Below are 25369 nucleotides of genomic sequence, written 5' to 3'. Positions count from 1 at the left end.
TTGGTGTAAGTTTCGACAATTGATTTGAAGCAAAAAATAAAAATTCTGACTGTGATAAGTTTCACGTTGTGGCGATAAAGGGCTTCTGGTATATTTTCATCCCGTCCAGAAGAAATCCATTTCCCTCATTCAACCAATTTCAGGTTAAACATGACGACAAATTACATTTTTGTTACTGGCGGGGTTGTATCCTCTCTAGGTAAAGGTATTGCAGCAGCTTCGCTTGCAGCCATTTTAGAAGCTCGTGGTCTTAAAGTGACCATGATGAAGCTTGACCCTTACATCAACGTTGATCCGGGTACAATGAGCCCAACTCAGCACGGTGAAGTGTTCGTCACGGAAGATGGCGCTGAAACAGATCTTGACCTTGGTCACTACGAACGTTTTATTCGTACCAAAATGACCAAGCGCAATAACTTTACAGCAGGTCGTGTTTACGAGGACGTTCTTCGTAAAGAGCGTCGTGGTGACTACCTAGGTGCGACGATTCAGGTAATCCCACACATTACTAACGCGATCAAAGATCGTGTAATTGCAGGCTCAGAAGGTCACGATGTGGCTATCGTTGAAGTGGGTGGCACAGTGGGTGATATCGAGTCACTGCCGTTTATGGAAGCGATTCGTCAGCTAGCTGTTGAGCTTGGTCGTGAACGCGCGATGTTCATGCACCTAACACTCGTCCCTTACCTTGCTGCGGCGGGTGAAGTGAAAACGAAACCGACTCAGCACTCGGTAAAAGAGCTCCTGTCTATCGGTATTCAACCAGATATTCTTGTGTGCCGTAGTGATCGTGCGATCCCAGCGAACGAGCGTAAGAAAATCGCCCTTTTCTGTAATGTACAGGAGAAAGCGGTTATCTCAATGAAGGACGTAGATTCTATCTACAAGATCCCTCAACTGATTAAAGCTCAAGGTCTTGACGATTTAGTGTGTTCACGCTTTGGTATTACGGCTCCAGAAGCTGATCTATCTGAGTGGGAGCAGGTTATCTACGAAGAAGCCAACCCAACAGAAGAAGTTGTGATTGGTATGGTCGGTAAGTACATTGAACTGCCAGACGCGTACAAGTCTGTAAACGAAGCACTAAAACACGCAGGTCTTAAGAACCGCCTGAGTGTGAAGATCAAATATGTTGACTCACAAGACGTAGAAAGCAAAGGTGAAGAAGTCTTGGCCGGTCTAGACGCGATTCTTGTACCTGGTGGCTTTGGTGATCGAGGCGTCGAAGGTAAAATTCGCGCAGCACAGTACGCTCGTGAAAACAACGTACCTTACTTAGGTATCTGCCTTGGTATGCAAGTTGCTCTTATTGAGTACGCGCGTAATGTTGCGGGTATGGAAGGCGCACACTCAACAGAATTTAACAAAGAAACGAAGTACCCAGTGGTAGGCTTGATCACCGAATGGGTAGACGGCGAAGGTAAAGTTGAAGAACGTACCGAGTCTTCTGATCTTGGCGGCACAATGCGTCTTGGCTCTCAGCTATGCCACTTAGAAAAAGGCACAAAAGCATTCGAGATGTATGGCAGTGCTAAGATCCACGAGCGTCACCGTCATCGTTACGAAGTCAACAATGTACTTCGTCCACAGATCGAAAAAGCAGGATTAAAAGTTTCTGGTTTGTCAGCAGACAAGAAACTGGTTGAAGTGATTGAGAACCCAGCTCACCCATGGTTTGTAGCTGCGCAGTTCCACCCAGAATTCACATCAACCCCCCGCGATGGTCATCCGCTATTTACAGGCTTTGTGAAAGCGGCGGGTGAGTTTCAACGCGGTAGTGAAGAAAAGTAAAAAAGATACGGGCAGTGGCAAAGGTATGCCACTGCCTTTAATTTGACATTTATACTTAATGAGAGGAAACATTAATGTCTAAGATCGTTAAAGTTCTAGGTCGTGAAATCATCGACTCACGTGGTAACCCAACTGTAGAAGCTGAAGTACACCTAGAAGGCGGTTTCGTCGGCATGGCGGCGGCTCCATCTGGCGCATCTACTGGTTCTCGCGAAGCTCTTGAGCTACGTGACGGTGACAAAGCACGTTTCCTAGGTAAAGGTGTTCTTAAAGCTATTGAAGCTGTTAACGGCCCAATCGCTGAAGCACTCGTTGGTCAAGATGCGAAAGCACAAGCTGACGTTGACCAAGTGATGATCGACCTAGATGGCACTGAAAACAAATCTAAATTTGGTGCAAACGCAATCCTAGCTGTATCTCTAGCGAATGCTAAAGCTGCAGCTGCTGCTAAAGGCATGCCTTTGTTCGAGCACATCGCTGAACTAAACGGTACTGCTGGTCAGTTCTCTATGCCTCTACCTATGATGAACATCATTAATGGTGGCGAGCACGCTGATAACAACGTTGATATCCAAGAGTTCATGATCCAACCAGTCGGTGCAAAGACTCTTAAAGAAGCTCTACGTGTAGGCGCTGAAGTATTCCACAACCTAGCTAAAGTTCTTAAGTCTAAAGGCTACAGCACTGCAGTTGGTGATGAAGGTGGTTTCGCTCCTAACCTTAAGTCTAACGCAGAAGCTCTAGAAGTTATCGCAGAAGCTGTTGCAGCTGCTGGTTACGAACTAGGTAAAGACGTTACTCTTGCTATGGACTGTGCAGCATCTGAGTTCTTCGACAAAGAAGCTGGCATCTACAACATGAAAGGTGAAGGTAAAACGTTTACTTCTGAAGAGTTCAACCACTACCTAGCTGAACTAGCTAACCAGTTCCCAATCGTTTCTATCGAAGACGGTTTGGACGAGTCAGATTGGGATGGCTTCAAGCACCAAACTGAGCTACTAGGTGACAAGCTTCAACTAGTAGGTGACGATCTATTCGTTACTAACACTAAGATCCTTGCTAAAGGCATCGATATGGGTGTTGCTAACTCTATCCTTATCAAGTTCAACCAAATCGGTTCTCTAACTGAGACTCTAGCTGCTATTAAGATGGCTAAAGACGCAGGTTACACAGCTGTAATCTCTCACCGTTCTGGCGAAACTGAAGATGCAACTATCGCTGACCTAGCGGTAGGTACTGCTGCAGGTCAAATCAAAACTGGTTCTATGAGCCGTTCTGACCGTGTTGCTAAGTACAACCAGCTAATTCGTATCGAAGAAGCTCTAGGTGGAAAAGCACCTTACAACGGTCTTAAAGAAGTTAAAGGTCAAGCATAATCGTTTGATTGTTTAAATCTTTTATTAAACCGTCCCTTATGGGGCGGTTTTTTTTTGTTCTGTAATTGTGAGTGCTCATGTCGAGAAGTAACAGTCGGTCTTAGGTAACAATATCCAGTATGTTACTTACCAAAATGGAGTAGTGGGATAAACTGTGATCAGATTCAATAAAGTGATTATCCTACATAAGAGGACTTTACCATGGCTAAAGTGACCAGCCCTACAACTACGTTTAACAACGAGTACTTCTCGTTCATCGTTTCTGAATCTTGGAAGCACATCGGTGCAGACCAAACTCACGCAGATATTCTAGCGCACAACCTACTAGTAGGTGGCCTACAAGGTAAACTGCACCAAGGTCTTGGCGTAATTGAAGCTGTTACGATCCCATACGAAGCTGGTATCCTAGACGCAACAACAACCCCAGAAATCGAGTCTGAAGGCGACACTTGGGCGGTTTACAACGGTAAGAAATCTTCTGGTCACTACGTTTGTACCCTAATGGCACAAACAGCTATCGAGAAAGCTCGCAAGCACGGTATCTCTATCGTATTCGGTTACGACCACTGTGACGGCGGCAACTTCTCTAACTACACACAGATGGCAATGAAAGAAGGCATGTTTGCAATGTCTTCAAACAACTCTGTACCTCTAAACGCACCATTCGGCGGTATGGATCCAGCAATGTCTTGCCCTCCGTTCGATGCGGCTCTAGTTGGTGGTGAAGAGTTACCGCTAGTAACGTCTATCATGATCGGTGAAGGTTACGATTCTCACATCTGTGATGCTATCGTAAATGAGCGTGACCTACATGTTGCTGCTCTAGTTGACCAAGACACTGGTGAGCTAACGGCTGACGCACGTAAGTGGGGCTCTCTCATCGAAGGTTACGGCCGTGTTGCTGACTGTAAAGCACCATGGACTTTCCTAACGCCACGCCTTTACTCGCTAAACATCTGGAACGAAGTAATGACAGCAATCATCAACCCTAAAGGTAAGATTGCACCTGAGCTTCCAGCAGTACCAAGTGATTTCTTCACTATGGAAGATGCACCATGTCCAGTAGGCGGTTCTTACATCCTAGTAATCGACCCAAGCCACTTCGGCCCAATCGAAGAAGTGAAGCGTAAGAGCGACATGTTCGTTAAAGCGATTAAAGAAAACCGTCCACGCGCTGGCTTTGACAATGTTTACATCCCAGACGAGTGGGGCCTAAAAGCACTAGCAAACGCAACTGATGAGCATCAAGTAATGGATTCTCACTGGGTAGGTTTCAAGTCTTTCCTAGAGCGTTCAGGCACTTCAATCGAAGAGCTAAACGCGAAGTGGGAAGCGAAAGTTGGCGCTGAGCGCGCGGCGGAAACTATCCGTAAGTAATTGAAAGTCATACGCACATGATTTTGGCCCAGCTTTATAGCTGGGCTTTTTTTTGCCGGTTTTTAAATTTTGCCGGTGAGCACTGGTGGTGTTGGGTAAAGGCTCGTATAAAAGGAGGCGCTGAGTGGTAGTCAAGCAGCGCGGCAATATCACTGATGGTTAATGACGTGTTGAGAAGGTACTCACTTGCCATCTGCATACGAACTTCAAGCACTAACTGCTTGTAGGTCTTACCTTCTTCAGCTAATCGGCGTCGCATGGTTCTTGAGGTAGTGTTGAGCGTCCTCGCCATTTGTTCCATTGTCGGGACTCCTGAAGCGAGTTGGGCATAAAGCCTCATACGTATTTGATCGCGGATGGTTGAACGTGCTTCTTGATTGATTTCGGCACTGTGTTTTGCTGCGATTTTTGCCACCAAAGATTCATTGCCGGAAATGGGCATTTCTATCCATTCAATTGGTAAGCGAATCTGATTGCTTGAAGCATTAAATGTTGGCATGGTTCCGAGCATCTGTAGGTATAAGTGTTTGTATGTTGGGGCTGGGTAGTTTAGTTGAATTAGCATCTTAGATTGATCAAACTGCTCACCGAGTAGCTTTTTGATACCCAGGTAATAGTGGCCAATACTGTCCTCAATGGTATAGGGCTGTGGGGTCCAAAACGCAGAGCGGTCTTCGGCCGTGATGTAGGCATAATCTTTGTCATAGGCGATGCGGATGTCGACGTACCCACTGGTCATCCAGGGAATATGGATGATGGTTTCCAATAATTGCTTGAGTGTTTTGCAACCCAACATGGCAAATCCCAATGCGCCGGTGTCTTCTATCGTAAGACGACTCGCAATGCGAAGTCCTATGCCGTCGATATTAAGTCGTTCCATTGACAGCTTCATGAGAGTGAGTACCTGTTGGGTACTTAGCGTGTGGTAGTGACCGTAACTTATTCGCCGAATGTTGGCACGATCGAGAAACTGGTCAATGGAAAGCGGTTGCTTGGCTAAGTCACGTATAAGCGATTCCCAATGGCCGACCATGGCCTGTAGAAACTGCTGCTGGTGTTGAGAACTCATTGGGTTGTCCTTAAATGTACACATTATGGCCGGAAATGTAATTATATATACTGATTAAATTAGATACAATGTGTCCATCGCTTAACAGCAAATTTAACACACAGAGGACAGCAACATGTTCAAACCAAAACGTGTCGAAATTTCTAAAGAAAAACTAGAACTGTACCAAGATATCTACTGGAACAAGTCTGATGCAGACTTCTACATCAACGAAGACATCGCTCCAATGCAGCAGCGTATGGCAGAGCAAGGCGTAGAAGCATTTAGTTTGCTTGGTAAAGAGCATGTTGGCGCATTTGGTGCTCCTTATGTGAACAGCTTTGAAAACGCAGACATCGTAATGTACGGCCTAACGATGGACAAGTGTTCGCCAAACGCTGGTGGCCACAAATTTGGTCCTGGTGCGATTCGTGATGCATCTAAAACGGGCATGGGTCTTATCCACCAAGATGGCACAATGCCATTCGAACTGTGCAACATCATCGATCACGGTAACTGGGATGGCCTAGGCCAATTCAACCTTGACGAAGAAATGCGTGCAGCGCAAGAAGTTGTCGATGACATGGTTGTTAACCACGGTTGTACACCATTCTTCTTCGGTGGTGACCACACGGTTGCTTACCCTGGCCCTGCAGCACTTGCAAAAGTTCACGGTCCTGTTTCTTTGATTCACATTGATGGTCACTTCGATCTGTTAACACGCGCAGACTTTGACTATGAATCATATTCAGGTAACTGGTACTGCCGACTAGCGTCTGAGGGTGCTATGGATCCAACTACCAGTGTGAGCCTAGGTATGCGCGGCCGCTGGTGTGCTTCGCAACAAGGTAAAGCAAAAGCGATCGGTGGTAACTTCTTCCTAGCGGACGAAATCTATGACTTGGGCGTAGACTACATCGTAGAACAAATTCTAGAGAAGCAAGGCGATGGTCGTCCTGTTTACCTAACGTTTGACTTAGATGGTCTTGATCTTCTAGATCACAGTGCAAACTCAAGCCCGGATCCATTTGGTGTATCGGCTCGCATGTACTACGACATCTTCCGTAAGCTTCGTGCGACTAAGCGTATTAACCTGGTTGGTGCTGACATCGCTGAGTTTGCTCCTCAGAAGAACTCTGATGAGAAAGATGCGCTTCTAACAGCAGCATTTGGTTGGGAACTACTAACATGGTTGGCGGAATCTCGCTACATCCGTGAAGGTAAGAAGAACCCAACAAACTGGCCAATGAACTTTGGTCGCAACATCGAGTTTTAATCGATACTCAATATTTGAATAAGGGCTGCGTTTGCAGCCCTTTTTTTATGTCTATCACCAAGACTTGAGCAAACCTTTACTGATTTTTAAACGTCAATTGTGGTATATATGAAAGCAATTTTTCCCTACAAGCTAACTTAAGCGTATGCGTATTTTTGCTCTGCTACTGTTTGGTGTTTTTTCTTGGCTACAATACACTTTGTGGTTTGGTAAAAATGGTATTGTTGATTTCAATCAGGTCGAAAGCGATATTCAGGTCCAACAACAGGTGAACTTGAATCTCCAAACAAGAAATCAGGAAATGTTTGCCGAGATTGATGACCTACGTCAAGGCTTAGATGCGATTGAAGAGCGGGCTCGCCATGAGCTCGGTTTGGTTGGAGAGGGAGAAACGTTCTATCGAATTATTGGCGAGGAGTCCCAATGAGTGCTGAAACACAGCCTATCATAGCGATTGTGCCAGCGGCAGGTGTTGGCAGTCGTATGCAAGCTGATCGCCCAAAACAATACTTAATCATTGACGGTAAAACCATATTGCAGCATACCGTCGACAAACTTCTCTCCCATCCTCTCATTGAGCGAGTGGTTATCGCCATCAGTGATGGTGATCCTTATTTTTCTGATATTGGTTTTGCTTATCCCGATCGTGTTTTCCGGGTGAATGGCGGGGATGAACGAGCAGATTCCGTATTGTCTGCTCTGAATTATGTAAAACGACACTTTACCGACTCATGGTCTTTGGTGCACGATGCCGCGCGCCCCTGCGTGTCTCTGGATGATATTTCGAGATTGATCGAACAGGCTCAACGGCATGAAGTCGGAGGGATTTTGGCTGCGCCCGTTAGGGACACCATGAAACGCAGTGATGCCAACGGCAGTATTGCACATACAGTGGAAAGGCGTGGTCTATGGCATGCGCTGACGCCGCAACTTTTTCCAACTTTTCAGCTGCACCAAGCATTGATGCAAGCACAACAAAGTGGTGATGTGGTGACTGATGAGGCATCCGCATTGGAAAGGTTAGGTTATGCGCCACTGCTTGTGGTAGGGCGCGCTGATAATATTAAAGTGACTCAGCCTGAAGACTTGGCCCTTGCCAAGTTTTATTTGAGACACAGTGAAGGTGAAAAATGATGAGAATTGGTCATGGCTTTGATGTTCATAAATTTGGTGGTGAAGGCCCTGTCATTATCGGGGGGGTTGCTGTCCCTTACGAGCAAGGGCTAATCGCGCATTCTGATGGTGACGTTGCTCTGCATGCTCTTTGCGATGCTTTGTTAGGAGCGATAGCCGCTGGTGATATTGGCCGTCATTTTCCGGATACTGACGATGAATGGAAAGGTGCTGATAGCCGAGCATTGTTGCGTAATGTTTATGCCCAGGTACAAGAGCGTGGCTATCGACTAGTGAACGCTGATATAACCATTATGGCTCAGGCGCCTAAAATGGCTGGCCATATCGACGCTATGTGTCGAGTCATCGCTGCAGATCTGCAAACGGCAGTGGAAAACGTCAATGTAAAAGCTACCACGACTGAGAGACTGGGCTTTACTGGACGCAAAGAAGGTATTGCGACAGAAGCTGTTGTACTTATCGCTAAATCAGAATAAATCGGGAATACAATTTTAATGTCTGATCTACTATCAAATCTAGCTTACCTGCACGGCAGACCAGAAGCTAACGCGCAGTTTAAAGCTAAAAATGAAGACTTCGTTGTTAAAGAAGTTCTTGGCTTCCCCTTTTCAGGTCAGGGCGAACACCTAATGGTGCGCATTCGCAAAAGTGGCGAGAATACCAGCTTTGTTGCCAATGAGTTAGCTAGAGTGTGTGGTGTTAAGTCCAAAGATGTTGGCTGGGCTGGGCTCAAAGATCGCCACGCTGTCACTGAGCAGTGGCTCAGTGTTCACTTGCCGAAAGGCGATACGCCAGACTTTACAGAGTTTTTAGCGCAATATCCAAGCATAGAAATCTTGCAAACAGATTGGCACAATAAGAAATTGCGCCCGGGGGATTTGCAAGGCAATGAATTTGAAATTGTGTTATCGAAGGTTACTGATGTCGACGATGTGATTGCAAAACTTGAATTGGTGAAACAACAGGGTGTGCCAAACTATTTTGGTCAGCAGCGCTTTGGTCGTGATGGTCACAATGTTGATGAAGCTAAACGTTGGGGCAGAGAGAACGTACGAACACGCAACCAAAATAAACGTAGCCTCTATTTGTCGGCGGCCCGTTCGTGGATATTTAATCAGATTGTTTCGCAACGTCTGACCTCAGGGCTATTTGATGACGTTCTCGTCGGCGATGTTATTGAAAGTAATGGTCAGCAATCATTGGTGACACAAGACATGTTATCAACGTTACCATTAGATTGCGTCAATATCACAGCTGCATTGGCTGGCGATAATGCCCTGCCTACCGCAGAGAAGCCGTTGGAAATGGAGCAAGCAGTCGTTGATAATGAGACGGATCTAATGGCTTTGATTCGTGGCAATAGAATGCGACACGATAGGCGTAATATGCGTTTAAAAATCGACTCGTTAACATGGCAATCTTCAGGTAATGAGCTTGTCATCAAATTTGCGCTCGATGCTGGTAGTTTTGCAACTGCTATAATTCGAGAAGTCGTTAATGCAAAGGAAGTGGAAAGACAGTTTTAATTCATGGATATGAACAACAAACTTAATATTCTCATCAGCAATGATGACGGTGTGCACGCTAAAGGGATCAATGTACTGGCAGAGGCGTTGAGTGATATCGCTAATATCACGATTGTTGCCCCTGACAGAAACCGCTCCGGCGCCTCAAATTCGCTCACATTAGAGCAACCACTGCGTGTCAATCAAATTCGTCCCAATGTGTATTCTGTGCAAGGGACGCCAACCGATTGTGTGCATTTTGCTCTCAATGAGCTGATGAAAGATAAACTGCCAGACATTATCGTTTCAGGGATCAACCATGGTGCTAACCTTGGTGATGATGTGCTTTATTCCGGAACAGTTGCGGCAGCGATGGAAGGGCACTTCTTGGGCGTGCAGGCGATTGCAATTAGCCTTGTAGGGAGAGAGCATTTTGAGTCTGCGGCGCAAGTAGCTAAACGTGTTGTGCAGCAGCATATCTCAATGCCGATACCAACCAACCGTCTACTTAACATCAATGTGCCCGATAGACCTTTGGTTGAGTTGGACGATATTCAGGTGACTCGGTTAGGGGCGCGTCATCATGCAGAAAGCATGATAAAGCAGAAAGATCCAAGAGGGCACGATATTTATTGGTTAGGGCCTCCCGGAAAAGAACAAGACGCAGGAGAAGGCACCGACTTTTATGCTGTTGAACATGGTGCGATTTCTCTCACGCCGTTACAAGTTGATTTGACCGCCCATGAATCTATCCCAAGTATGCAAAACTGGCTCGTAAGAGGGAAGAGTGTATGAACCCCCAAGCTATGCAGTTAGTGCAATTCTTGATGAGCAATGGCATCCAGGATCAAGCAGTGTTGGACGCTATTGCGAAGACACCACGTGAATGTTTTGTCTCTCAGGCGATGCTCCATCAAGCGTACGATAACAACGCGTTGCCGATAGGGAATGGGCAAACCATATCTCAACCCTACATTGTGGCTAAGATGACTGAGTTGCTTGAATTGGGAGCGAAAACGAAAGTTTTGGAGATCGGAACGGGCTCAGGGTATCAAACCGCGATATTGGCCCAATTGGTGGATAAGGTTTTTTCGGTAGAAAGAATTAAATCATTGCAATGGGATGCAAAAAGAAGGTTAAAGCAACTTGATATCTACAACGTAGCGACCAAGCACGGTGATGGTTGGCAGGGCTGGGAAGCGAAAGGGCCATTTGATGCGATCATCGTAACGGCCGCAGCGGCGTCTGTGCCAAATGCGCTGATTTCTCAGCTCACAGAAGGTGGACGATTGGTGATCCCGGTTGGTGAAGAAGAGCAACAACTGTTAAAAATTACTCGAAAAGGTGATAGTTTTAATACCGAAGTGGTTGAATTGGTACGCTTTGTTCCTTTGGTTGCGGGTGAGTTAGCATAAGTGAATTGTCGTTTTAAACTGATGGTCGTGTTGGTGTGCCTTTCTAGTGCTCTGTATGGATGCGCTGGGCAATCTCCTGCGCGAGTATCAGATGTAGACGATAAATATGGCAATGTGTCTCGAGGAAGTTATCGAGGTAGCTATTATGAAGTGCAAAAAGGTGACACTTTGTACTTCATTTCTTACGTAACCAATAAAGACGTTAAAGAGATTATTCAGCTCAATAAATTACAATCACCCTATACCATTCACCCTGGACAGCGCTTGAACTTGTGGCGCCCTGTCTACACTCCACCCGTATATGCGGGCACTGGCGCTGGTGGCGAGGTAGCAGTAGCGAGTGCTGCTACGGTAGCCGCGGCAACAGCAGCAGCGGCCTCTCCAGTTGCTGCGCCAAAAAGTACAAAACAGAAAAGTATCAAAACTGAAACAGCTCAAAAAACCATCAAAAAGAGTGTTGATCAATCTAAACCAAAGGAGTATGGTGGCTCTAAAGGTAAACAAAATGTTAACAAGCCTAAACCGGCGCCAGCTAAGGTAAAAAGCACTTCATCTAGTACGAAAGTTGCAAGTTGGAAATGGCCAACCAAAGGGCGTGTTATCAAGAATTTCTCTGCCGGTGATCAAGGGAACAAAGGAATAGACATAGCTGGCCAACGAGGCCAAGCGATTGTCGCCACTGCAGGGGGAACCGTGGTTTATTCGGGCAATGCACTACGAGGTTATGGCAACTTAGTGATAGTTAAACATAACGACAATTATTTAAGTGCCTATGCTCATAACGATCGGTTATTGGTATCAGAAGGTCAAAGTATTCATTCCGGACAAAAAATCGCAACGATGGGCAGTTCAGGAACCAATACGGTTAAGCTTCACTTTGAGATTCGATACCAAGGTAAGTCGGTAAACCCGAAACGCTATTTGCCATAGTAAACAACAAAATACCGATGTAACTCTACAAATGAGATTGACATGATCAGAATAGGTTAGCTGCGTATCTGACGGAGTGCAAGCTAACTAGCCAGGGGGAGGCGCTATGAGTATCAGTAATGCAGTCACTAAAAACGAAGAGTTTGATGGTCGCAATGTAAACATCGCGAACGGAGAACTTCCGCAAGAAACCACCAATAAAGAAACCGCAGAAAAAGAATCTTTTGATGCATCGACGAAAAGTTTGGATGCAACTCAACTATACCTTGGCGAAATCGGCTTTTCTCCGCTACTGACAGCAGAAGAGGAAGTGCTTTATGCTCGTCGCGCTCTTAAAGGAGACGAAGCTGCCCGTAAACGAATGATCGAGAGTAACTTGCGCTTGGTCGTCAAGATATCTCGTCGCTACAGCAACCGAGGTCTAGCACTTCTTGATCTGATTGAAGAGGGCAACTTAGGGTTAATTCGAGCGGTAGAGAAATTTGATCCTGAAAGGGGCTTTCGTTTTTCTACCTACGCAACGTGGTGGATTCGACAGACGATTGAACGAGCGTTGATGAACCAAACCCGCACCATTCGTCTGCCTATCCATGTCGTGAAAGAGCTGAATATCTATCTGCGAACCGCAAGAGAGTTATCACAAAAACTCGATCACGAGCCAACGGCTGAAGAAATTGCTCTGAAACTGGATAAACCCGTTGGCGATGTGAGTAAAATGCTGCGCCTCAATGAGCGTATTAGCTCTGTTGATACTCCTATTGGTGGAGATGGCGAGAAAGCGCTACTGGACATTATTCCTGATTCTACGCACTCTGATCCAGAAGTATCGACACAGGACGATGACATTAAAGCGTCTTTGATCCATTGGCTTGATGAACTGAACCCTAAGCAGAAAGAAGTTCTCGCGCGTCGTTTTGGCCTGTTAGGTTATGAACCGTCAACACTAGAAGAAGTGGGTCGAGAAATCTGCCTTACCCGCGAGCGAGTTCGTCAAATTCAAGTCGAAGGACTAAGACGACTCAGAGATATACTGATTAAGCAGGGGCTAAATATGGAGTCACTGTTTAATATTGAAGATGATTAGTGATTTTAGCGATACAAAAAAACGTCCTATGAGGACGTTTTTTTGGTTATAGGTGAAGGTTCACCACGTCCTCGATTACGGGCTCTTTTATTTTAAAACTATGATTAGGAAATAAAAATTGAGCTTCATAACGCACTTGTCGAGCTCGACTTTCATTTCCTAATGCCAAATAGGCGGTGATGAGGTTTTGATATAAAGCAGGTCGAGGTTTACGTTGAATTACGCTAATTGACCAGTCGATAAAGGGTTGCAGTGTTTCTCGTTCACCAGATTGCAAACCAAGCTCGAGGAGAGAGCGGTATATCGCCCAATTATAACGGTCTTGCCAAGCCACCGGATTAGAGACCTGTTTTAGGATTTCGGGGTCAGCAGGCCGGCTTTGCTCAAAGCGAGTAAGTACCATATTGGTGTGCAAGGAGGTTAGCATGTAAGCGCAAACCATTATCGGCAAAGACAGAGATAATGAGCGGCTAAGCGTTTTGGTGATTATTCCAAAGCTAGTTGTGTAGTACGTCGATGATCGTTGGTCGACCCAGTAAACCAATGTAATAAAAATAATCCAATGGATAGCAGATAGATAAAACGGGTACTCCAATTGGCTGTGTAGCACGATTGGGACGAAGAGAGCAAACATTGCCAACCTTGTGCCTTTTTTGGCTCTGACAATGCGACTGAGAACAAAGATTGCCGCTAGCAATATCCCAAGTACAGGAAGTAGCCCGCCTTCAACCCCCCAAAATAGGATTTCATTATGAGGATGATCAAGAGCAGCTATACCCGCAGGGTAGCCATCATTGAGCTGGTGTTGTCTCGCCGTGTATAGAATGTATTCCGGCTCAAATCGACCAATACCATAGCCAGTAAAGGGCTTTTCAATTAGCATATCTATCGCTTGAGGATAAATCGTGGCGCGGGCTGAATCTAAATTCGATTTGTAGCTGATGAGGTTGCCGCTATTACTGGACAACGCAATCACAACACCAATGACGAGTCCGATAATGTTGGAAGCAATCCAGCCGTAGAATCTTTTTTTCGTAGAGAAGCGGTAAAGGTAAGGTAGCACTAACGTACAGCCAAAGAGCATGCTAAGCCAGCCCGTCCTTGATGCGAGTACGATGATCAGTGGCGCAAATAACATTGGGGTGAAATACAATATAGAGACATCACTGACTCGGCGATTGTATTTCTGAGGTTGGCGAGCCAGCAGATAGCCAGACAATACCATTCCGGATGCCAAGAAACTGGCCATGACGTTGGGCTGCTGGAAAACACCATAAGGTCGATTGGCAGCAGTGTCGTAACCAAACCAGTTATGTTCATTTAATAAGAAAAATTGAACGTATCCCACGAGGGCTTGAAAAACACAAGCCAATATCACAAACCACAATAATCGCTGTTTATGCTTATTGGTAAAATGAAATTGTTGCAGTACTAAGAAAAGCAGCAAGCCAGCCCATAAACCCATTAAACGACCTGTGGCATTGCTCATATCGGGGCTACTGTAAATGATGGGAAGGGACATCATTGTTGCAGATAAAAATAGGCCGATAGTCAGCTTAGAATATCTTACCGTGCGGTTTGTTCCTATTTGGTATAAGCCGACGGCCAGAGCAAAGCTGAGCGCAATCCAGGTTGTGGCGTTAAATGAAAGAGCGAGTCCCAAACCGCCAGGGTTTGGCCAAAAAATGTGCATGGCAACAAGAAAGGTAGCCGCCATTGCCAGTAGAAAGTTTCGGTTCAATGGTGGTCGAGTCTTGCCTAGCTCTAACTCAGTACCACTTAAGTGAAGTGTTGCCATGATATCCTTGACTCTACAATCGTCGCCGCTCCATACAGAGAGCGTTAAAGGTTAAGTGTCTCACCTTAAGGCTGTTTTTCCAACCACAGCAATTTGGGCTTACTGTGGTTGGAATGGGAAGGGCTAATAAGGGAGCATGTTTAATTTAACATTGGCTTTAAAAACCTTGCAGTATGTGAGCCCGATACCTTGGCGACCTCTTCTGGCGTTCCCTCAGCAATGATATCACCGCCTCCTTGCCCCCCTTCCGGACCTAAATCGACAATCCAGTCAGCCGTTTTAATGACATCCAAGTTGTGTTCGATGACGACAACGGTGTTGCCATGATCTCGCAAACGATGCAATACAGAGAGCAACATTTCGATATCGTGGAAATGCAGTCCGGTAGTTGGCTCATCTAAGATATACAGTGTTTTACCCGTATCTCGCTTTGACAGCTCTTTGGCCAATTTGACGCGCTGAGCTTCGCCTCCCGAGAGGGTGGTTGCCGCTTGACCTAAACGAATATAAGACAGGCCCACATCCATTAACGTTTGTAGCTTGCGGGCAATAACGGGAACAGGGCTGAAATACTCTCGGGCGTCTTCTACGGTCATTTGCAGAACTTCATCGATGGTTTTGCCTTTATAGCGAACTTCAAGGGTTTCACGATTGTAGCGTTTGCCTTTACACACATCGCACGGTACATACACATCCGGCAGGAAGTGCATTTCTACCTTTATAACCCCGTCACCTTGACACGCTTCACAGCGTCCACCACGAACATTAAAGCTAAATCGCCCTGGTTTATAGCCTCGTGAGCGAGATTCTTGCGTACCTGCAAATAGCTCACGGATGGGTGTGAAGATCCCGGTATAGGTTGCTGGGTTCGAACGTGGGGTGCGACCAATTGGACTTTGATCGATATCGATGACCTTATCAAAATGCTCAAGTCCTTTGATGGACTTGTAAGGGGAGGCCTCTGCGGTGGTTGCTCCATTAAGTTGGGTGTGTGCGATTTTAAAAAAGGTGTCATTGACTAATGTTGATTTGCCTGAGCCCGATACGCCAGTCACACAAGTAAACAGTCCAACAGGAATTGTCAGATCCACATCTTTAAGGTTGTTACCGCTGGCACCAAGTAGTGAGACTTGCTTTTTTGGATCTCTTTTGATGCGCTTTTTCGGGATCTCGATGGCTCTTTTACCGCTTAGGAATTGGCCTGTTATAGAGGCTTCTGTCGCAATAATATCATCCACGCTACCTTCGGCTATGATGTGGCCGCCATGTACGCCAGCCCCAGGACCAATATCAATGACATGGTCAGCCATTCGAATAGCATCTTCATCATGCTCGACAACCAGCACGGTATTTCCTAAATCTCGTAGATGGGTCAAGGTATTAAGTAGGCGTTCATTGTCTCTTTGGTGAAGACCGATGGAGGGTTCATCCAATACATACATCACGCCGACAAGCCCGGCACCTATTTGGCTGGCAAGACGTATCCTCTGTGCTTCGCCCCCTGAAAGGGTTTCTGCACTGCGTGATAAATTGAGATAATTAAGGCCAACATTAACCAAAAAATGCAGGCGATCATTGATCTCTTTCATCACTTTTTCAGCGATTTGAGCACGCTGGCCCTGTAATGCGAGCCCTTGGAAAAAGCTCATGGCATCACTGATGCTCATCTCAACGATTTCCGGTAGGGTCGTGTCTTCGATAAAGACATTACGAGCCTCTTCTCGCAATCGTGTTCCATGGCAGCTAGCGCATGATTTTGTGGATATGTATTTGGTCAGGTCTTCTCTGACAGCGTTGGACTCCGTATCTCGGTAGCGACGTTCAAGCGTGTTGAGTATCCCCTCGAAGGCATGACGTTTGACGCGAATATCTCCACGGTCATTAACATAGTTAAATTCAATCTCGGTTCTGCCAGAGCCTTTTAAAATGATCTCACGTATTTTTTTCGGTAGGGAATTAAAAGGCGCATGCAGATCAAAATCGTAGTGTTTGGCGAGTGAGCCAAGCATCTGGTAGTAATAGTAATTCTTCTGATCCCAGCCACGAATCGCACCTTGTGCCAGGCTGCTGTCTTCATCAACAACGACGCGCGCGGGATCAAAGTACTGCTGTACACCAAGTCCATCACAGGTATGGCAGGCACCTGCCGGGTTGTTGAACGAAAACAGCCTTGGTTCGAGCTCTTGCAAGCTGTAGCCACAGTGTGGGCATGCAAAGTTAGCTGAAAACAGGATCTCCTCTTGTTGGGCATCATCCATTGAAGCAACAGCGACAATACCCCCTGATAACTCTAGTGCCGTTTCAAATGATTCAGCCAAACGTTGTTGTAGGTTGTCCCTTACCTTGAAGCGATCGACGACCACTTCAATGGTGTGCTTCTTATGCAGCTCTAGAGTAGGAGGATCCGATAGATCGCATGTTTCACCATCAATTCTTGCACGAATAAATCCTTGAGCCGCGAGGTTCTCCAACGTTTTAACATGCTCACCTTTGCGTTCTTTAACGATAGGGGCAAGCAGCATCAACTTGGCGCCTTCTGGCTGCTCAAGGACTTTGTCTACCATTTGGCTGATGGTTTGCGCCGCGAGCGGTACCTTATGAGTTGGGCATCGAGGCTCTCCGACCCGGGCGTATAGTAGACGCAGGTAATCGTAAACTTCGGTTATGGTGCCAACGGTTGAGCGTGGGTTATGGGACGTTGATTTTTGTTCTATGGAAATGGCTGGAGAGAGGCCTTCGATATGATCAACATCGGGTTTTTCCATAAGGGAAAGAAACTGGCGAGCGTAAGCCGAGAGCGATTCAACATAACGTCGTTGCCCTTCTGCGTATAGAGTATCAAAAGCCAGTGATGATTTGCCTGAGCCCGATAAGCCCGTGATAACAATTAATTTGTCACGAGGGATCGTAAGGTTAATATTTTTGAGATTGTGGGTTCGAGCGCCCCTGACTTCTATTTTATCCATTGCTACAGCTCATGTAATGCCAAGTGATTCAAGTATTACATAGTGTGAAGTTTGTGCAAAGGGTATACTGGATAAAAAAACAGTCATCTTAGGATGACTGTTTTTTTATGGAAGGAGCGAGTTAGTCGGCTCTTTGAGTAACGTGCTTACCCAATTCCGCGGTTTTCTCGTCTTTAAGGTAAAGATTTTCAAAACAGTAATTGGTGGCTTCGATATAACCTTCGACGCTACCGCAATCAAAGCGTTTACCCTTAAACTTGTACGCCAATACGCAGCCAGCTTTTGCTTGTTTCAACAGAGCATCAGTGATTTGAATTTCGCCACCTTTGCCTGGTTCTGTTTGCTCAATTAACTCGAAAATATCTGGAGTTAAGATATAGCGACCGATAATTGCCAGATTGCTTGGCGCAGTCCCAGGCTCTGGTTTCTCAACCATGTCATCGACGCGGAATATATCGTCTTTGATCATTTCACCTGAAATCACCCCGTACTTGTGGGTCTCGTCTTCAGGGACTTCTTGTACTGCGACGATTGAGCAGCGAAATTGCTTATAAAGCGCGACCATTTGCGCTAACACGCCCTGTGATTCGTTGACGCACAAATCATCGGCAAGGACAACAGCAAATGGATTGTCGCCAACCAGCTCACGACCGGTCAAGATAGCGTGACCCAATCCTTTCATTTCGCGCTGGCGTACGTAAGTAAAGGTCGCCGATTCAATGATATCGCGGATATTGACCAGCAAATCTTCCTTGTTTGTACCGCTGATTTGATCTTCTAGTTCATAGTTCTTATCAAAGTGATCCATGATGGAGTGCTTACCACGACCAGTGACGATGCACATGCCGTCCATTCCTGCCTGAATGGCCTCTTCAACGCCATATTCAATCAGCGGTTTATTGACCACAGGCATCATCTCTTTAGGCATAGACTTTGTCGCAGGTAAGAAGCGAGTTCCATAGCCCGCAGCCGGGAATAGGCACTTTTTGATCATGATAACACCCTATAATTTCTATTTTTAATTGGATTGCCACTGACGGCATTAATACCGCCACAGTTTACAAGTAAATTTGCTCTGGTACACCTGTATTGTGAACATTCCCAACGGAAATTTTTAAAAACGGGTGGCAGTTCAAGCCTGGTCTATCGGGTGTTGGTCGTTACGATAAGAGGTTCTGGTTTGCCCAAGCGATGGCCTGGATACGGTTTTTTACCGATAATTTTCTAAAGATTTGGTACAAGTGTGACTTGACGGTCGATTCGGCAATAAAGAGATCTTCAGCCATTTGCAAGTTGGATGCACCCGACTGCAAACTCCGCAAAATCTGGATTTCTCGACTGGTGAGATCGACCACGGTCGGCGCCGTGTTAGAAAGTACCATGTGGCGATAGTGGTGAAGTAATTGGCTCGTGACATCTCTTGGTAACCAGTTTTTGCCATTAACGACTTCATTGATGCCGATAACCAATTTATCGAGCGCTTCATGGCAATAAAAAAGCGCCTTGAGGTGACCGTAATGGAGAACCTCTTGGGTAGTCAATCGGCGCGGAACGTTAATCAAAATCGTTTCGTAATCTTTGCTAACCAATGGCAAATTGACTACTTGTTGGAATAACTCCAAGGAATGTTCGTACTCGAATAAAAGAATTCTATTTTTATACAGTGGGCTGGCTTCCATCAAACTTTGTGGTGTGATGGGCGCAATAGGGGAGCAACATTGTTCAGACAGAACCTGGATAAATTCAGGAATACTACTCGGCGTTGGCGTCACATATTGAACGACGCGTCGATAATAGCTTTTTCGCATATATTTGCCTCAGTCTACGTGGGTGAAAGGTCGATTTCAGAGATAGTCGCTTAGTAAAAAGTCACACGCTAGCAATGACGGTAGCTTTTAGGCGCATATCTTGTCTTTTGGTAATTGACGAAAAACTAAAGAAGTTTAGCGATTGATATTGGTCGCAATTCATTGGTCATTCACTCTTCGCCATTGTTGGCGGTAATAGCAGTGTTGTCCTATAGTCTGTTCGTGCTATTCTATTGGGCTAAATTTAAGATCCAGAAATGTGAATACGGAGCAAATCATGGCAAGCCGTGGAGTAAACAAAGTTATTCTTGTGGGAAACCTAGGTAATGACCCAGAAATTCGTTACATGCCAAGCGGCGGTGCCGTGGCAAACATCACCATTGCGACGTCAGAATCATGGCGCGATAAAGCAACAGGCGAGCAGAGAGAGAAAACAGAGTGGCATCGTGTCGCTCTGTTTGGCAAGCTAGCCGAAGTGGCTGGTGAGTATCTTCGTAAAGGTTCACAAGTCTATATCGAAGGCCAATTGCAGACCCGTAAATGGCAAGACCAGAGCGGTCAGGACCGTTACACGACAGAAGTTGTGGTACAAGGTTTCAATGGTGTGATGCAGATGCTTGGCGGTCGTCAGGGGGGCGGAGCTCCAATGCAAGGTGGAATGAATCAAGGCGGAATGGGACAACAACAGTCTCAAGCGCCTCAACAAGGAGGCTGGGGCCAGCCTCAACAGCCGGTTCAACAAGCACCTAAGCAGCCACAGCAACAACAGGCTCCTGCGTCACAACCGCAGTACAATGAACCACCAATGGATTTTGACGACGACATTCCGTTCTAAAATTGACTAGTTCAAGTTCAAGTTCAATCAATCCGTATGGCTTGAGTGTGAATTAAAAAATAGCCACGACTGTCGTGGCTTTTTTTGTTTCTTAGATGTCTGGCTTTAGCGACTGCTTAACGCTAAGCGGGAATTCTGTTATAACAAATCTATGGTTTGGCCGTGCTGGATGATTCTTGGATGCGCCGATGAACCTCTCACCGATCCTTATGTAATTGCGAGTAGTAGGGAATACTCTGGCAATGATCGATCAGCTGGAACAAAAAGGACTTAACCATTTATGAGGCAGACACCAACGCTTAAGTTGAGCACCCGTCTTGTAGCTTTTGTTACTGTAATAGTAATCAGTGCTGTATTTATTCTTTTTATTGGTGGCACATTATCGATCAAAAGAATGGGACAAGAGTACCTCGACCACCACCTAACAGGTATTGTGGAAGTGGTTGATAAAGAGCTGGAAGATCCAGACGCCGCCTATAGGATGCAGCGATGGATGCCCAAGATGCTGCAAGCCAGCAACATTATTGAAATGCAGCTTAGCTCTGAGTCAGGGGTGGTGTATCGCTATAAAAACACGATGCCTAATATTGAACGTACTGTTTTTTATGAGAAATCTTACCCTCTAGAACGAAATCAATCTTATACGATCTCTTTTAAAGCGCTGCCACCTTATTTAAGCGTCAAGTATTCGTTAGAAGCAATGTGGTCTGTCACACTGGCATTTGGTCTTATTATTTTCTGTCTGGTTCGCAGTGTCAAATGGCTGAAGGAGCAATTAATCGGCTCTGAACTTCTCGAAGAGCGCGGGCGAATGATTCTCGCCGGACGGGTTGAAGCTTACGCCAAAGGCGATCACAGAGAGTGGCCATATACCGCCAGCGAAGCCCTAGATATCCTTATTGATGAATTGCAAGACGCACGGCAGGAGCGCAGCCGTTTTGACACTTTTATTCGCACACAAACCTTCTTAGACCAATTAACAGGCAGTGCTAACCGAGTGCTATTTGATAGTAAACTCGAATCCGCTCTGCACGAAAGCGGTGCTCACGGTGGCGTACTACTGTTTCGTATTGAAGAGTGGGAACAAGTGCAGGAACAAAATGACAAACATGTTTGCGACGAGTTTCTTATTGAGGTCGGCGATGTGTTGTCGAATACTGTACAAAAATATCCAGATGTCATCTTCTCTCGTTATTACGATGCTGACTTTGCTATTTTCATTCCCCATCAAAGTGTTAAAGATATCTCGACCCTAGCCAGTCAGTGTTTGAGACAGTTGGAAAAAGTGACGCCACCCAATCCTTTAAATGAAGATAATTGGTGCCATATCGGGGTGAGTCTTTATTCTGAAGGTGAGAAGCAAGAGCAAATCATGGATGAGGCTGAAACCGCTCTGAAGAGTGCACAGTTACAACGTGTAAACAATTGGAGCCGTTACAAAAAACAAGCTCAAAAAGTGGATGAGCGTGGCAGCGTGCGTTGGCGAACCTTATTTGATAAAGCACTGCAACCTAACAACATTTTGATTTACAACCAGCCTTGTTTTCTTCATCAAAAAGGCAAAGAGCAACAACTATTGCATCATGAGATGTTTGTGCGCATTCATGACCCAGAAAAAGGCGAAATCAAGGCGTCTCGTTTTCAGTCGGCCTTGATACAGGTTGGCTACGAAGCGAATTTAGATCGAACGGTGTTTATGACAGTATTAGGCTTGTTAAAAAAACAAACCAGTGCTCAGAACATCTCGATTAACCTATACGTTACCCCCTTTAAAAATAAGCAGTATTTTAAGTGGGTTAGAGATGAACTGTTGCAACTTCCCATTGCTTTACGTCAGCAGCTATCGTTCGAATTTTCCGAAGCCAAATTGGTGCAGCACCTTGATTATATGAGGCCAGTGATCCGAATGTTGTCGGGCCTAGGATGTACGGTGATCGTTGGTCAAGCGGGTCGTTCTATTGTGAGCACTCACTATATTAAAGATCTAAAAGTCGACTATTTGAAGTTACATCGCAGCTTGATTAAGAAGATCGAACAGCGTCATGAGAATCAACTCTTTGTCCGAAGCATGGTGGGAGCTTGCGGAGACTCAACCACCAAAGTACTCGCAGTCGGAGTTGAGACTGAGCATGAGTGGCAGGCTTTAATTGATCTCGGGGTGAGTGGCTTTCAAGGGCGCTATTTTGCAAAAGAGAGCCAGATATTGCCAAAGTCGACAGCTACGACATCCGTGAAAGTAGGACGAAGGAATCGCTGGAAAAAAGGATAAATGGGTGAATATTACTTACTCAATGTTCATAGCGAGTGCTCGCTGACTCTTGAGTCGCTGAGACTATCATTCCAACTTCTATGAAAACCTGGTGAGACTTTTCATGGCGAATTTGGTCATTTAAGGGCTGAATGACTGTTAATTTTTTGCGTTAAGTAAGGAAACTGTAAGAAAATGCGGCTTTCAGCCAATGTTTCGACTTCAATGCCTTGCTGAGTTGGCAAGGCATTGGTACATTTAGTGCAATTTTTGTCTTCTAATTCTTGCAGGACGAGCGAAGAATATGTTTAAAAAACTGCGTGGGATGTTTTCCAACGATCTATCGATCGATTTAGGAACCGCCAATACTCTGATTTATGTAAAAGGGCAGGGCATCGTCCTTGATGAACCTTCAGTCGTTGCTATTCGCCAAGATCGTGCGGGATCAGCAAAGAGTGTTGCAGCTGTGGGTCATGCTGCAAAACAAATGTTAGGCCGTACACCGGGTAACATTTCAGCTATTCGCCCAATGAAAGATGGCGTTATCGCTGATTTTTATGTGACTGAAAAAATGCTTCAGCACTTCATTAAGCAAGTGCATGACAATAGCGTGCTAAAACCAAGCCCGCGTGTTCTTGTGTGTGTCCCTTGTGGTTCAACGCAAGTTGAACGTCGTGCGATTCGTGAGTCAGCATTGGGGGCTGGAGCTCGTGAAGTTTATCTTATCGATGAGCCGATGGCAGCTGCGATCGGTGCCGGTCTTCGCGTTTCTGAACCAACGGGCTCTATGGTGGTTGATATCGGTGGTGGTACGACCGAAGTCGCAGTGATTTCGTTGAACGGTGTGGTCTACTCATCGTCTGTTCGTATCGGTGGTGACCGTTTTGACGAAGCTATCATCAATTATGTGCGTCGTAACTACGGAAGCCTGATTGGTGAAGCTACAGCTGAAAAAATCAAGCATGAAATCGGTTCTGCGTATCCTGGCGATGCAGTAGAAGAGATCGAAGTTCGTGGTCGTAACCTTGCTGAAGGTGTGCCGCGTAGCTTTAGTCTAAATTCAAATGAGATCTTAGAGGCACTTCAAGAGCCATTGACAGGCATCGTTTCTGCAGTGATGGTTGCTTTAGAGCAGTGTCCACCAGAGCTAGCGTCTGATATCTCTGAAAACGGTATGGTACTCACAGGTGGCGGTGCATTGTTACGTGATCTAGACCGCTTACTGACGGAAGAAACGGGTATCCCTGTTGTTATCGCAGAAGAGCCACTGACGTGTGTTGCTCGTGGTGGGGGCAAGGCTCTGGAAATGATCGATATGCACGGTGGCGATCTGTTCACTGAAGAATAATGGTTTCGCTCTAGTTTTGATGCATTTCAAAACTAGAGACCACATCACCATAGTAGAGAGATATGAAACCAATATTTGGCAGAGGGCCATCATTACAGCTTAGATTGTTTATTGCGGTCACTCTATCAGCCAGCCTTATGCTGGCTGATACTCGTTTAGATACATTCTCGAATATCCGCTATTTACTTAATAGTGCCGTTGCTCCTATCCAATACGCAGCAAATCTTCCGCGTTCAATGTTCGATGGGATATATGAGCGTTTCAATACTCGCCAAGGTCTTGTTGAACAAAGTGTGAGTTTGAAGCGAGAAGTTTTACGCCTAAGAAGTGAGTTGATCCTTCTTGATCAATACCGCGAAGAAAACCAACGTCTCAGAGAGTTATTAGGTTCTTCTTTTGTCCGTGACGAAAAGAAAGTCGTGACAGAAGTGATGGCAGTAGATACCTCGCCTTATCGACACCAAGTAGTGATCGATAAAGGGGCTATCGATGGTGTGTATGTCGGGCAGCCTGTTATAAACGAAAACGGTATTGTAGGCCAAGTCACTTTTGTTGGTGCTCATAACAGCCGTATCATGCTACTAACGGACAGTAATAGTGCCATTCCAGTACAAGTTATCCGTAATGATATCCGCGTGATAGCGTCAGGAAACGGTGCCATTGATGAGATCCAGTTGGAGCACATTCCGACCAGTACCGATATTATTCAAGGTGATCTACTCGTAACCTCTGGGCTAGGGGGAGTGTATCCAGAAGGCTACCCTGTCGCCTACGTGAAATCGGTCGAGCGAGACAACTTTAAAGAGTTTGCCCAAATTATTGCCGAACCAGTGGTTGATTTTGACCGCCTTCGTTATCTTCTGTTGATTTGGCCAAATGAAGACCGTCAGCAGCAAGCGGTAGAAGCAACGCTCAAAGCAGAATAAGAGATGAATATGACAAATAGTTTGTTTCGAAGTCAGATGGTGATCGGTGCAACCCTACTATTGGCCTTAGTTCTACAAACGATCCCTTGGCCTGGGATCTTAGATTTCACGCGTCCTTCCTGGCTATTACTGGTACTTGGCTATTGGGTGCTTGCGCTGCCACACCGAGTTAACGTAGGAACGGCTTTAGTATTAGGTCTTATTTGGGATTTGTTGATTGGCTCGACCTTAGGGATCCGAGGCATGATGATGTCCATTGTTATTTATGTCCTTGCTCTCAATTTTTTGGTCTTGCGTAACATGGCATTATGGCAACAGGCTATGGTGGTTGCATTACTGTCTATGGCTCTTGAAGTGTTAATTTTCTTCGGCGAGTATTTAGTTCAAGATGTCACTTTTAATCCTTTGTCACTGTGGAGTGGCCTGATTAACTGTATACTTTGGCCATGGATGTTTCTGCTGTTGCGTCGCGTCAGGCGTCGTTGGCACGTAAGATAATTGGGT

The 25369-nt window shown here is 45.7% G+C and carries 22 protein-coding genes; 17 read left to right on the top strand and 5 right to left on the bottom strand.

Annotation, left to right across the window (positions count from 1 at the left end; genetic code table 11):
- Positions 1-150: 150 nt before the first annotated feature.
- The 3 genes from LNL84_RS04035 (at position 151) to LNL84_RS04025 (ending at position 4544) form a co-directional block, all read left to right on the top strand.
- Positions 151-1791 (top strand): CTP synthase, encoded by a 1641-nt coding sequence (locus tag LNL84_RS04035; RefSeq protein WP_244355380.1) that lies wholly within the window; start codon positions 151-153, stop codon positions 1789-1791.
- 74 nt (positions 1792-1865) lie between these two features.
- Entirely contained in the window at positions 1866-3167 is a 1302-nt protein-coding gene (gene eno, locus LNL84_RS04030) for a phosphopyruvate hydratase (protein WP_244355379.1), read from the top strand.
- Between the two features lie 201 nt (positions 3168-3368).
- Positions 3369-4544, top strand: a complete 1176-nt coding sequence (locus tag LNL84_RS04025; RefSeq protein WP_244355378.1) for an Ldh family oxidoreductase — start codon at positions 3369-3371, stop codon at positions 4542-4544.
- A gap of 34 nt (positions 4545-4578) precedes the next feature.
- On the opposite strand, the gene LNL84_RS04020 is transcribed toward LNL84_RS04025, so the two are convergent.
- Positions 4579-5613 (bottom strand): AraC family transcriptional regulator, encoded by a 1035-nt coding sequence (locus tag LNL84_RS04020; RefSeq protein WP_244355377.1) that lies wholly within the window; start codon positions 5611-5613, stop codon positions 4579-4581.
- A 115-nt stretch (positions 5614-5728) separates the two neighbouring features.
- On the opposite strand from LNL84_RS04020, the gene LNL84_RS04015 reads away from it, so the two are divergent.
- The 9 genes from LNL84_RS04015 (at position 5729) to rpoS (ending at position 12936) form a co-directional block, all read left to right on the top strand.
- Entirely contained in the window at positions 5729-6868 is a 1140-nt protein-coding gene (locus LNL84_RS04015; RefSeq protein ID WP_244355376.1) for an arginase family protein, read from the top strand.
- A 145-nt stretch (positions 6869-7013) separates the two neighbouring features.
- Positions 7014-7295: a cell division protein FtsB gene (gene ftsB / locus LNL84_RS04010; protein WP_244355375.1), complete on the top strand. Its 282-nt coding sequence runs from the start codon at positions 7014-7016 to the stop codon at positions 7293-7295.
- Positions 7292-8002, top strand: a complete 711-nt coding sequence (ispD, locus tag LNL84_RS04005; RefSeq protein ID WP_244355374.1) for a 2-C-methyl-D-erythritol 4-phosphate cytidylyltransferase — start codon at positions 7292-7294, stop codon at positions 8000-8002. The genes ftsB and ispD overlap by 4 nt, the downstream gene beginning before the upstream one ends.
- Entirely contained in the window at positions 7999-8478 is a 480-nt protein-coding gene (gene ispF / locus LNL84_RS04000) for a 2-C-methyl-D-erythritol 2,4-cyclodiphosphate synthase (protein ID WP_244355373.1), read from the top strand. The genes ispD and ispF overlap by 4 nt, the downstream gene beginning before the upstream one ends.
- 18 nt (positions 8479-8496) lie before the next feature.
- Entirely contained in the window at positions 8497-9528 is a 1032-nt protein-coding gene (gene truD / locus LNL84_RS03995; protein WP_244355372.1) for a tRNA pseudouridine(13) synthase TruD, read from the top strand.
- Positions 9529-9531: 3 nt separating this feature from the next.
- Positions 9532-10302, top strand: coding sequence for a 5'/3'-nucleotidase SurE (gene surE / locus LNL84_RS03990; RefSeq protein ID WP_244355371.1), 771 nt, complete (start codon positions 9532-9534; stop codon positions 10300-10302).
- Positions 10299-10922 carry a protein-L-isoaspartate(D-aspartate) O-methyltransferase gene (locus LNL84_RS03985; protein ID WP_244355370.1) on the top strand — a complete coding sequence of 208 codons (624 nt, stop codon included), beginning with the start codon at positions 10299-10301 and terminating at the stop codon, positions 10920-10922. Before surE ends, LNL84_RS03985 begins: the two co-directional genes overlap by 4 nt.
- Positions 10923-10943: 21 nt before the next feature.
- The gene (locus LNL84_RS03980; RefSeq protein WP_244355419.1) at positions 10944-11852 is read left to right on the top strand and encodes a peptidoglycan DD-metalloendopeptidase family protein; all 909 of its coding nucleotides are present in this window, start codon (positions 10944-10946) and stop codon (positions 11850-11852) included.
- A gap of 106 nt (positions 11853-11958) precedes the next feature.
- Positions 11959-12936, top strand: a complete 978-nt coding sequence (rpoS, locus tag LNL84_RS03975; RefSeq protein WP_244355369.1) for an RNA polymerase sigma factor RpoS — start codon at positions 11959-11961, stop codon at positions 12934-12936.
- 46 nt (positions 12937-12982) lie between these two features.
- Here the strand turns inward: rpoS and LNL84_RS03970 are convergent, their stop codons facing one another.
- From LNL84_RS03970 to LNL84_RS03955, 4 genes are all read right to left on the bottom strand, one after another.
- Positions 12983-14734 carry a PglL family O-oligosaccharyltransferase gene (locus LNL84_RS03970; protein WP_244355368.1) on the bottom strand — a complete coding sequence of 584 codons (1752 nt, stop codon included), beginning with the start codon at positions 14732-14734 and terminating at the stop codon, positions 12983-12985.
- 140 nt (positions 14735-14874) lie between these two features.
- Positions 14875-17700, bottom strand: a complete 2826-nt coding sequence (uvrA, locus tag LNL84_RS03965) for an excinuclease ABC subunit UvrA (protein WP_244355367.1) — start codon at positions 17698-17700, stop codon at positions 14875-14877.
- Positions 17701-17821: 121 nt separating this feature from the next.
- Positions 17822-18694 (bottom strand): UTP--glucose-1-phosphate uridylyltransferase GalU, encoded by an 873-nt coding sequence (galU, locus tag LNL84_RS03960; RefSeq protein ID WP_244355366.1) that lies wholly within the window; start codon positions 18692-18694, stop codon positions 17822-17824.
- Between the two features lie 166 nt (positions 18695-18860).
- On the bottom strand, positions 18861-19508 hold the full coding sequence (locus LNL84_RS03955; RefSeq protein ID WP_244355365.1) for a LuxR C-terminal-related transcriptional regulator: 648 nt from the start codon (positions 19506-19508) through the stop codon (positions 18861-18863).
- A 277-nt stretch (positions 19509-19785) separates the two neighbouring features.
- Between LNL84_RS03955 and LNL84_RS03950 the strand changes: the two genes are divergently transcribed.
- The 5 genes from LNL84_RS03950 to mreD all read left to right on the top strand — a co-directional run bounded on the left by LNL84_RS03950 (position 19786) and on the right by mreD (position 25363).
- Positions 19786-20343: a single-stranded DNA-binding protein gene (locus LNL84_RS03950; protein WP_244355364.1), complete on the top strand. Its 558-nt coding sequence runs from the start codon at positions 19786-19788 to the stop codon at positions 20341-20343.
- A gap of 280 nt (positions 20344-20623) precedes the next feature.
- Positions 20624-22612: an RNase E specificity factor CsrD gene (gene csrD, locus LNL84_RS03945; protein ID WP_244355363.1), complete on the top strand. Its 1989-nt coding sequence runs from the start codon at positions 20624-20626 to the stop codon at positions 22610-22612.
- Positions 22613-22895: 283 nt separating this feature from the next.
- A complete protein-coding gene (locus tag LNL84_RS03940; protein WP_244355362.1) occupies positions 22896-23939 on the top strand; it encodes a rod shape-determining protein in 1044 nt (347 codons plus the stop codon).
- A 62-nt stretch (positions 23940-24001) separates the two neighbouring features.
- The gene (gene mreC / locus LNL84_RS03935) at positions 24002-24865 is read left to right on the top strand and encodes a rod shape-determining protein MreC (RefSeq protein WP_244355361.1); all 864 of its coding nucleotides are present in this window, start codon (positions 24002-24004) and stop codon (positions 24863-24865) included.
- 9 nt (positions 24866-24874) lie between these two features.
- A complete protein-coding gene (gene mreD, locus LNL84_RS03930) occupies positions 24875-25363 on the top strand; it encodes a rod shape-determining protein MreD (protein ID WP_244355360.1) in 489 nt (162 codons plus the stop codon).
- Positions 25364-25369: the final 6 nt, after the last annotated feature.

Origin of the sequence: Vibrio gelatinilyticus, assembly GCF_022836845.1 — a bacterium.
Taxonomy (GTDB): Bacteria; Pseudomonadota; Gammaproteobacteria; order Enterobacterales; family Vibrionaceae; genus Vibrio; species Vibrio gelatinilyticus.
This window is presented reverse-complemented; position numbering and strand designations above follow the sequence as displayed.

What these genes read in the sequence shown, in the direction of transcription:
- uvrA (WP_244355367.1), bottom strand. Translation starts at nt 17,700, where the DNA reads ATGGATAAAATAGAAGTCAGGGGCGCTCGAACCCACAATCTCAAAAAT.
- csrD (WP_244355363.1), top strand. Translation starts at nt 20,624, where the DNA reads ATGAGGCAGACACCAACGCTTAAGTTGAGCACCCGTCTTGTAGCTTTT.
- surE (WP_244355371.1), top strand. Translation starts at nt 9,532, where the DNA reads ATGGATATGAACAACAAACTTAATATTCTCATCAGCAATGATGACGGT.
- mreC (WP_244355361.1), top strand. Translation starts at nt 24,002, where the DNA reads ATGAAACCAATATTTGGCAGAGGGCCATCATTACAGCTTAGATTGTTT.
- LNL84_RS04020 (WP_244355377.1), bottom strand. Translation starts at nt 5,613, where the DNA reads ATGAGTTCTCAACACCAGCAGCAGTTTCTACAGGCCATGGTCGGCCAT.
- ispD (WP_244355374.1), top strand. Translation starts at nt 7,292, where the DNA reads ATGAGTGCTGAAACACAGCCTATCATAGCGATTGTGCCAGCGGCAGGT.
- truD (WP_244355372.1), top strand. Translation starts at nt 8,497, where the DNA reads ATGTCTGATCTACTATCAAATCTAGCTTACCTGCACGGCAGACCAGAA.
- eno (WP_244355379.1), top strand. Translation starts at nt 1,866, where the DNA reads ATGTCTAAGATCGTTAAAGTTCTAGGTCGTGAAATCATCGACTCACGT.
- galU (WP_244355366.1), bottom strand. Translation starts at nt 18,694, where the DNA reads ATGATCAAAAAGTGCCTATTCCCGGCTGCGGGCTATGGAACTCGCTTC.
- LNL84_RS03985 (WP_244355370.1), top strand. Translation starts at nt 10,299, where the DNA reads ATGAACCCCCAAGCTATGCAGTTAGTGCAATTCTTGATGAGCAATGGC.
- LNL84_RS03970 (WP_244355368.1), bottom strand. Translation starts at nt 14,734, where the DNA reads ATGGCAACACTTCACTTAAGTGGTACTGAGTTAGAGCTAGGCAAGACT.
- ftsB (WP_244355375.1), top strand. Translation starts at nt 7,014, where the DNA reads ATGCGTATTTTTGCTCTGCTACTGTTTGGTGTTTTTTCTTGGCTACAA.
- LNL84_RS04035 (WP_244355380.1), top strand. Translation starts at nt 151, where the DNA reads ATGACGACAAATTACATTTTTGTTACTGGCGGGGTTGTATCCTCTCTA.
- LNL84_RS04025 (WP_244355378.1), top strand. Translation starts at nt 3,369, where the DNA reads ATGGCTAAAGTGACCAGCCCTACAACTACGTTTAACAACGAGTACTTC.
- ispF (WP_244355373.1), top strand. Translation starts at nt 7,999, where the DNA reads ATGATGAGAATTGGTCATGGCTTTGATGTTCATAAATTTGGTGGTGAA.
- LNL84_RS04015 (WP_244355376.1), top strand. Translation starts at nt 5,729, where the DNA reads ATGTTCAAACCAAAACGTGTCGAAATTTCTAAAGAAAAACTAGAACTG.
- LNL84_RS03940 (WP_244355362.1), top strand. Translation starts at nt 22,896, where the DNA reads ATGTTTAAAAAACTGCGTGGGATGTTTTCCAACGATCTATCGATCGAT.
- LNL84_RS03950 (WP_244355364.1), top strand. Translation starts at nt 19,786, where the DNA reads ATGGCAAGCCGTGGAGTAAACAAAGTTATTCTTGTGGGAAACCTAGGT.
- mreD (WP_244355360.1), top strand. Translation starts at nt 24,875, where the DNA reads ATGACAAATAGTTTGTTTCGAAGTCAGATGGTGATCGGTGCAACCCTA.
- rpoS (WP_244355369.1), top strand. Translation starts at nt 11,959, where the DNA reads ATGAGTATCAGTAATGCAGTCACTAAAAACGAAGAGTTTGATGGTCGC.
- LNL84_RS03955 (WP_244355365.1), bottom strand. Translation starts at nt 19,508, where the DNA reads ATGCGAAAAAGCTATTATCGACGCGTCGTTCAATATGTGACGCCAACG.
- LNL84_RS03980 (WP_244355419.1), top strand. Translation starts at nt 10,944, where the DNA reads ATGGTCGTGTTGGTGTGCCTTTCTAGTGCTCTGTATGGATGCGCTGGG.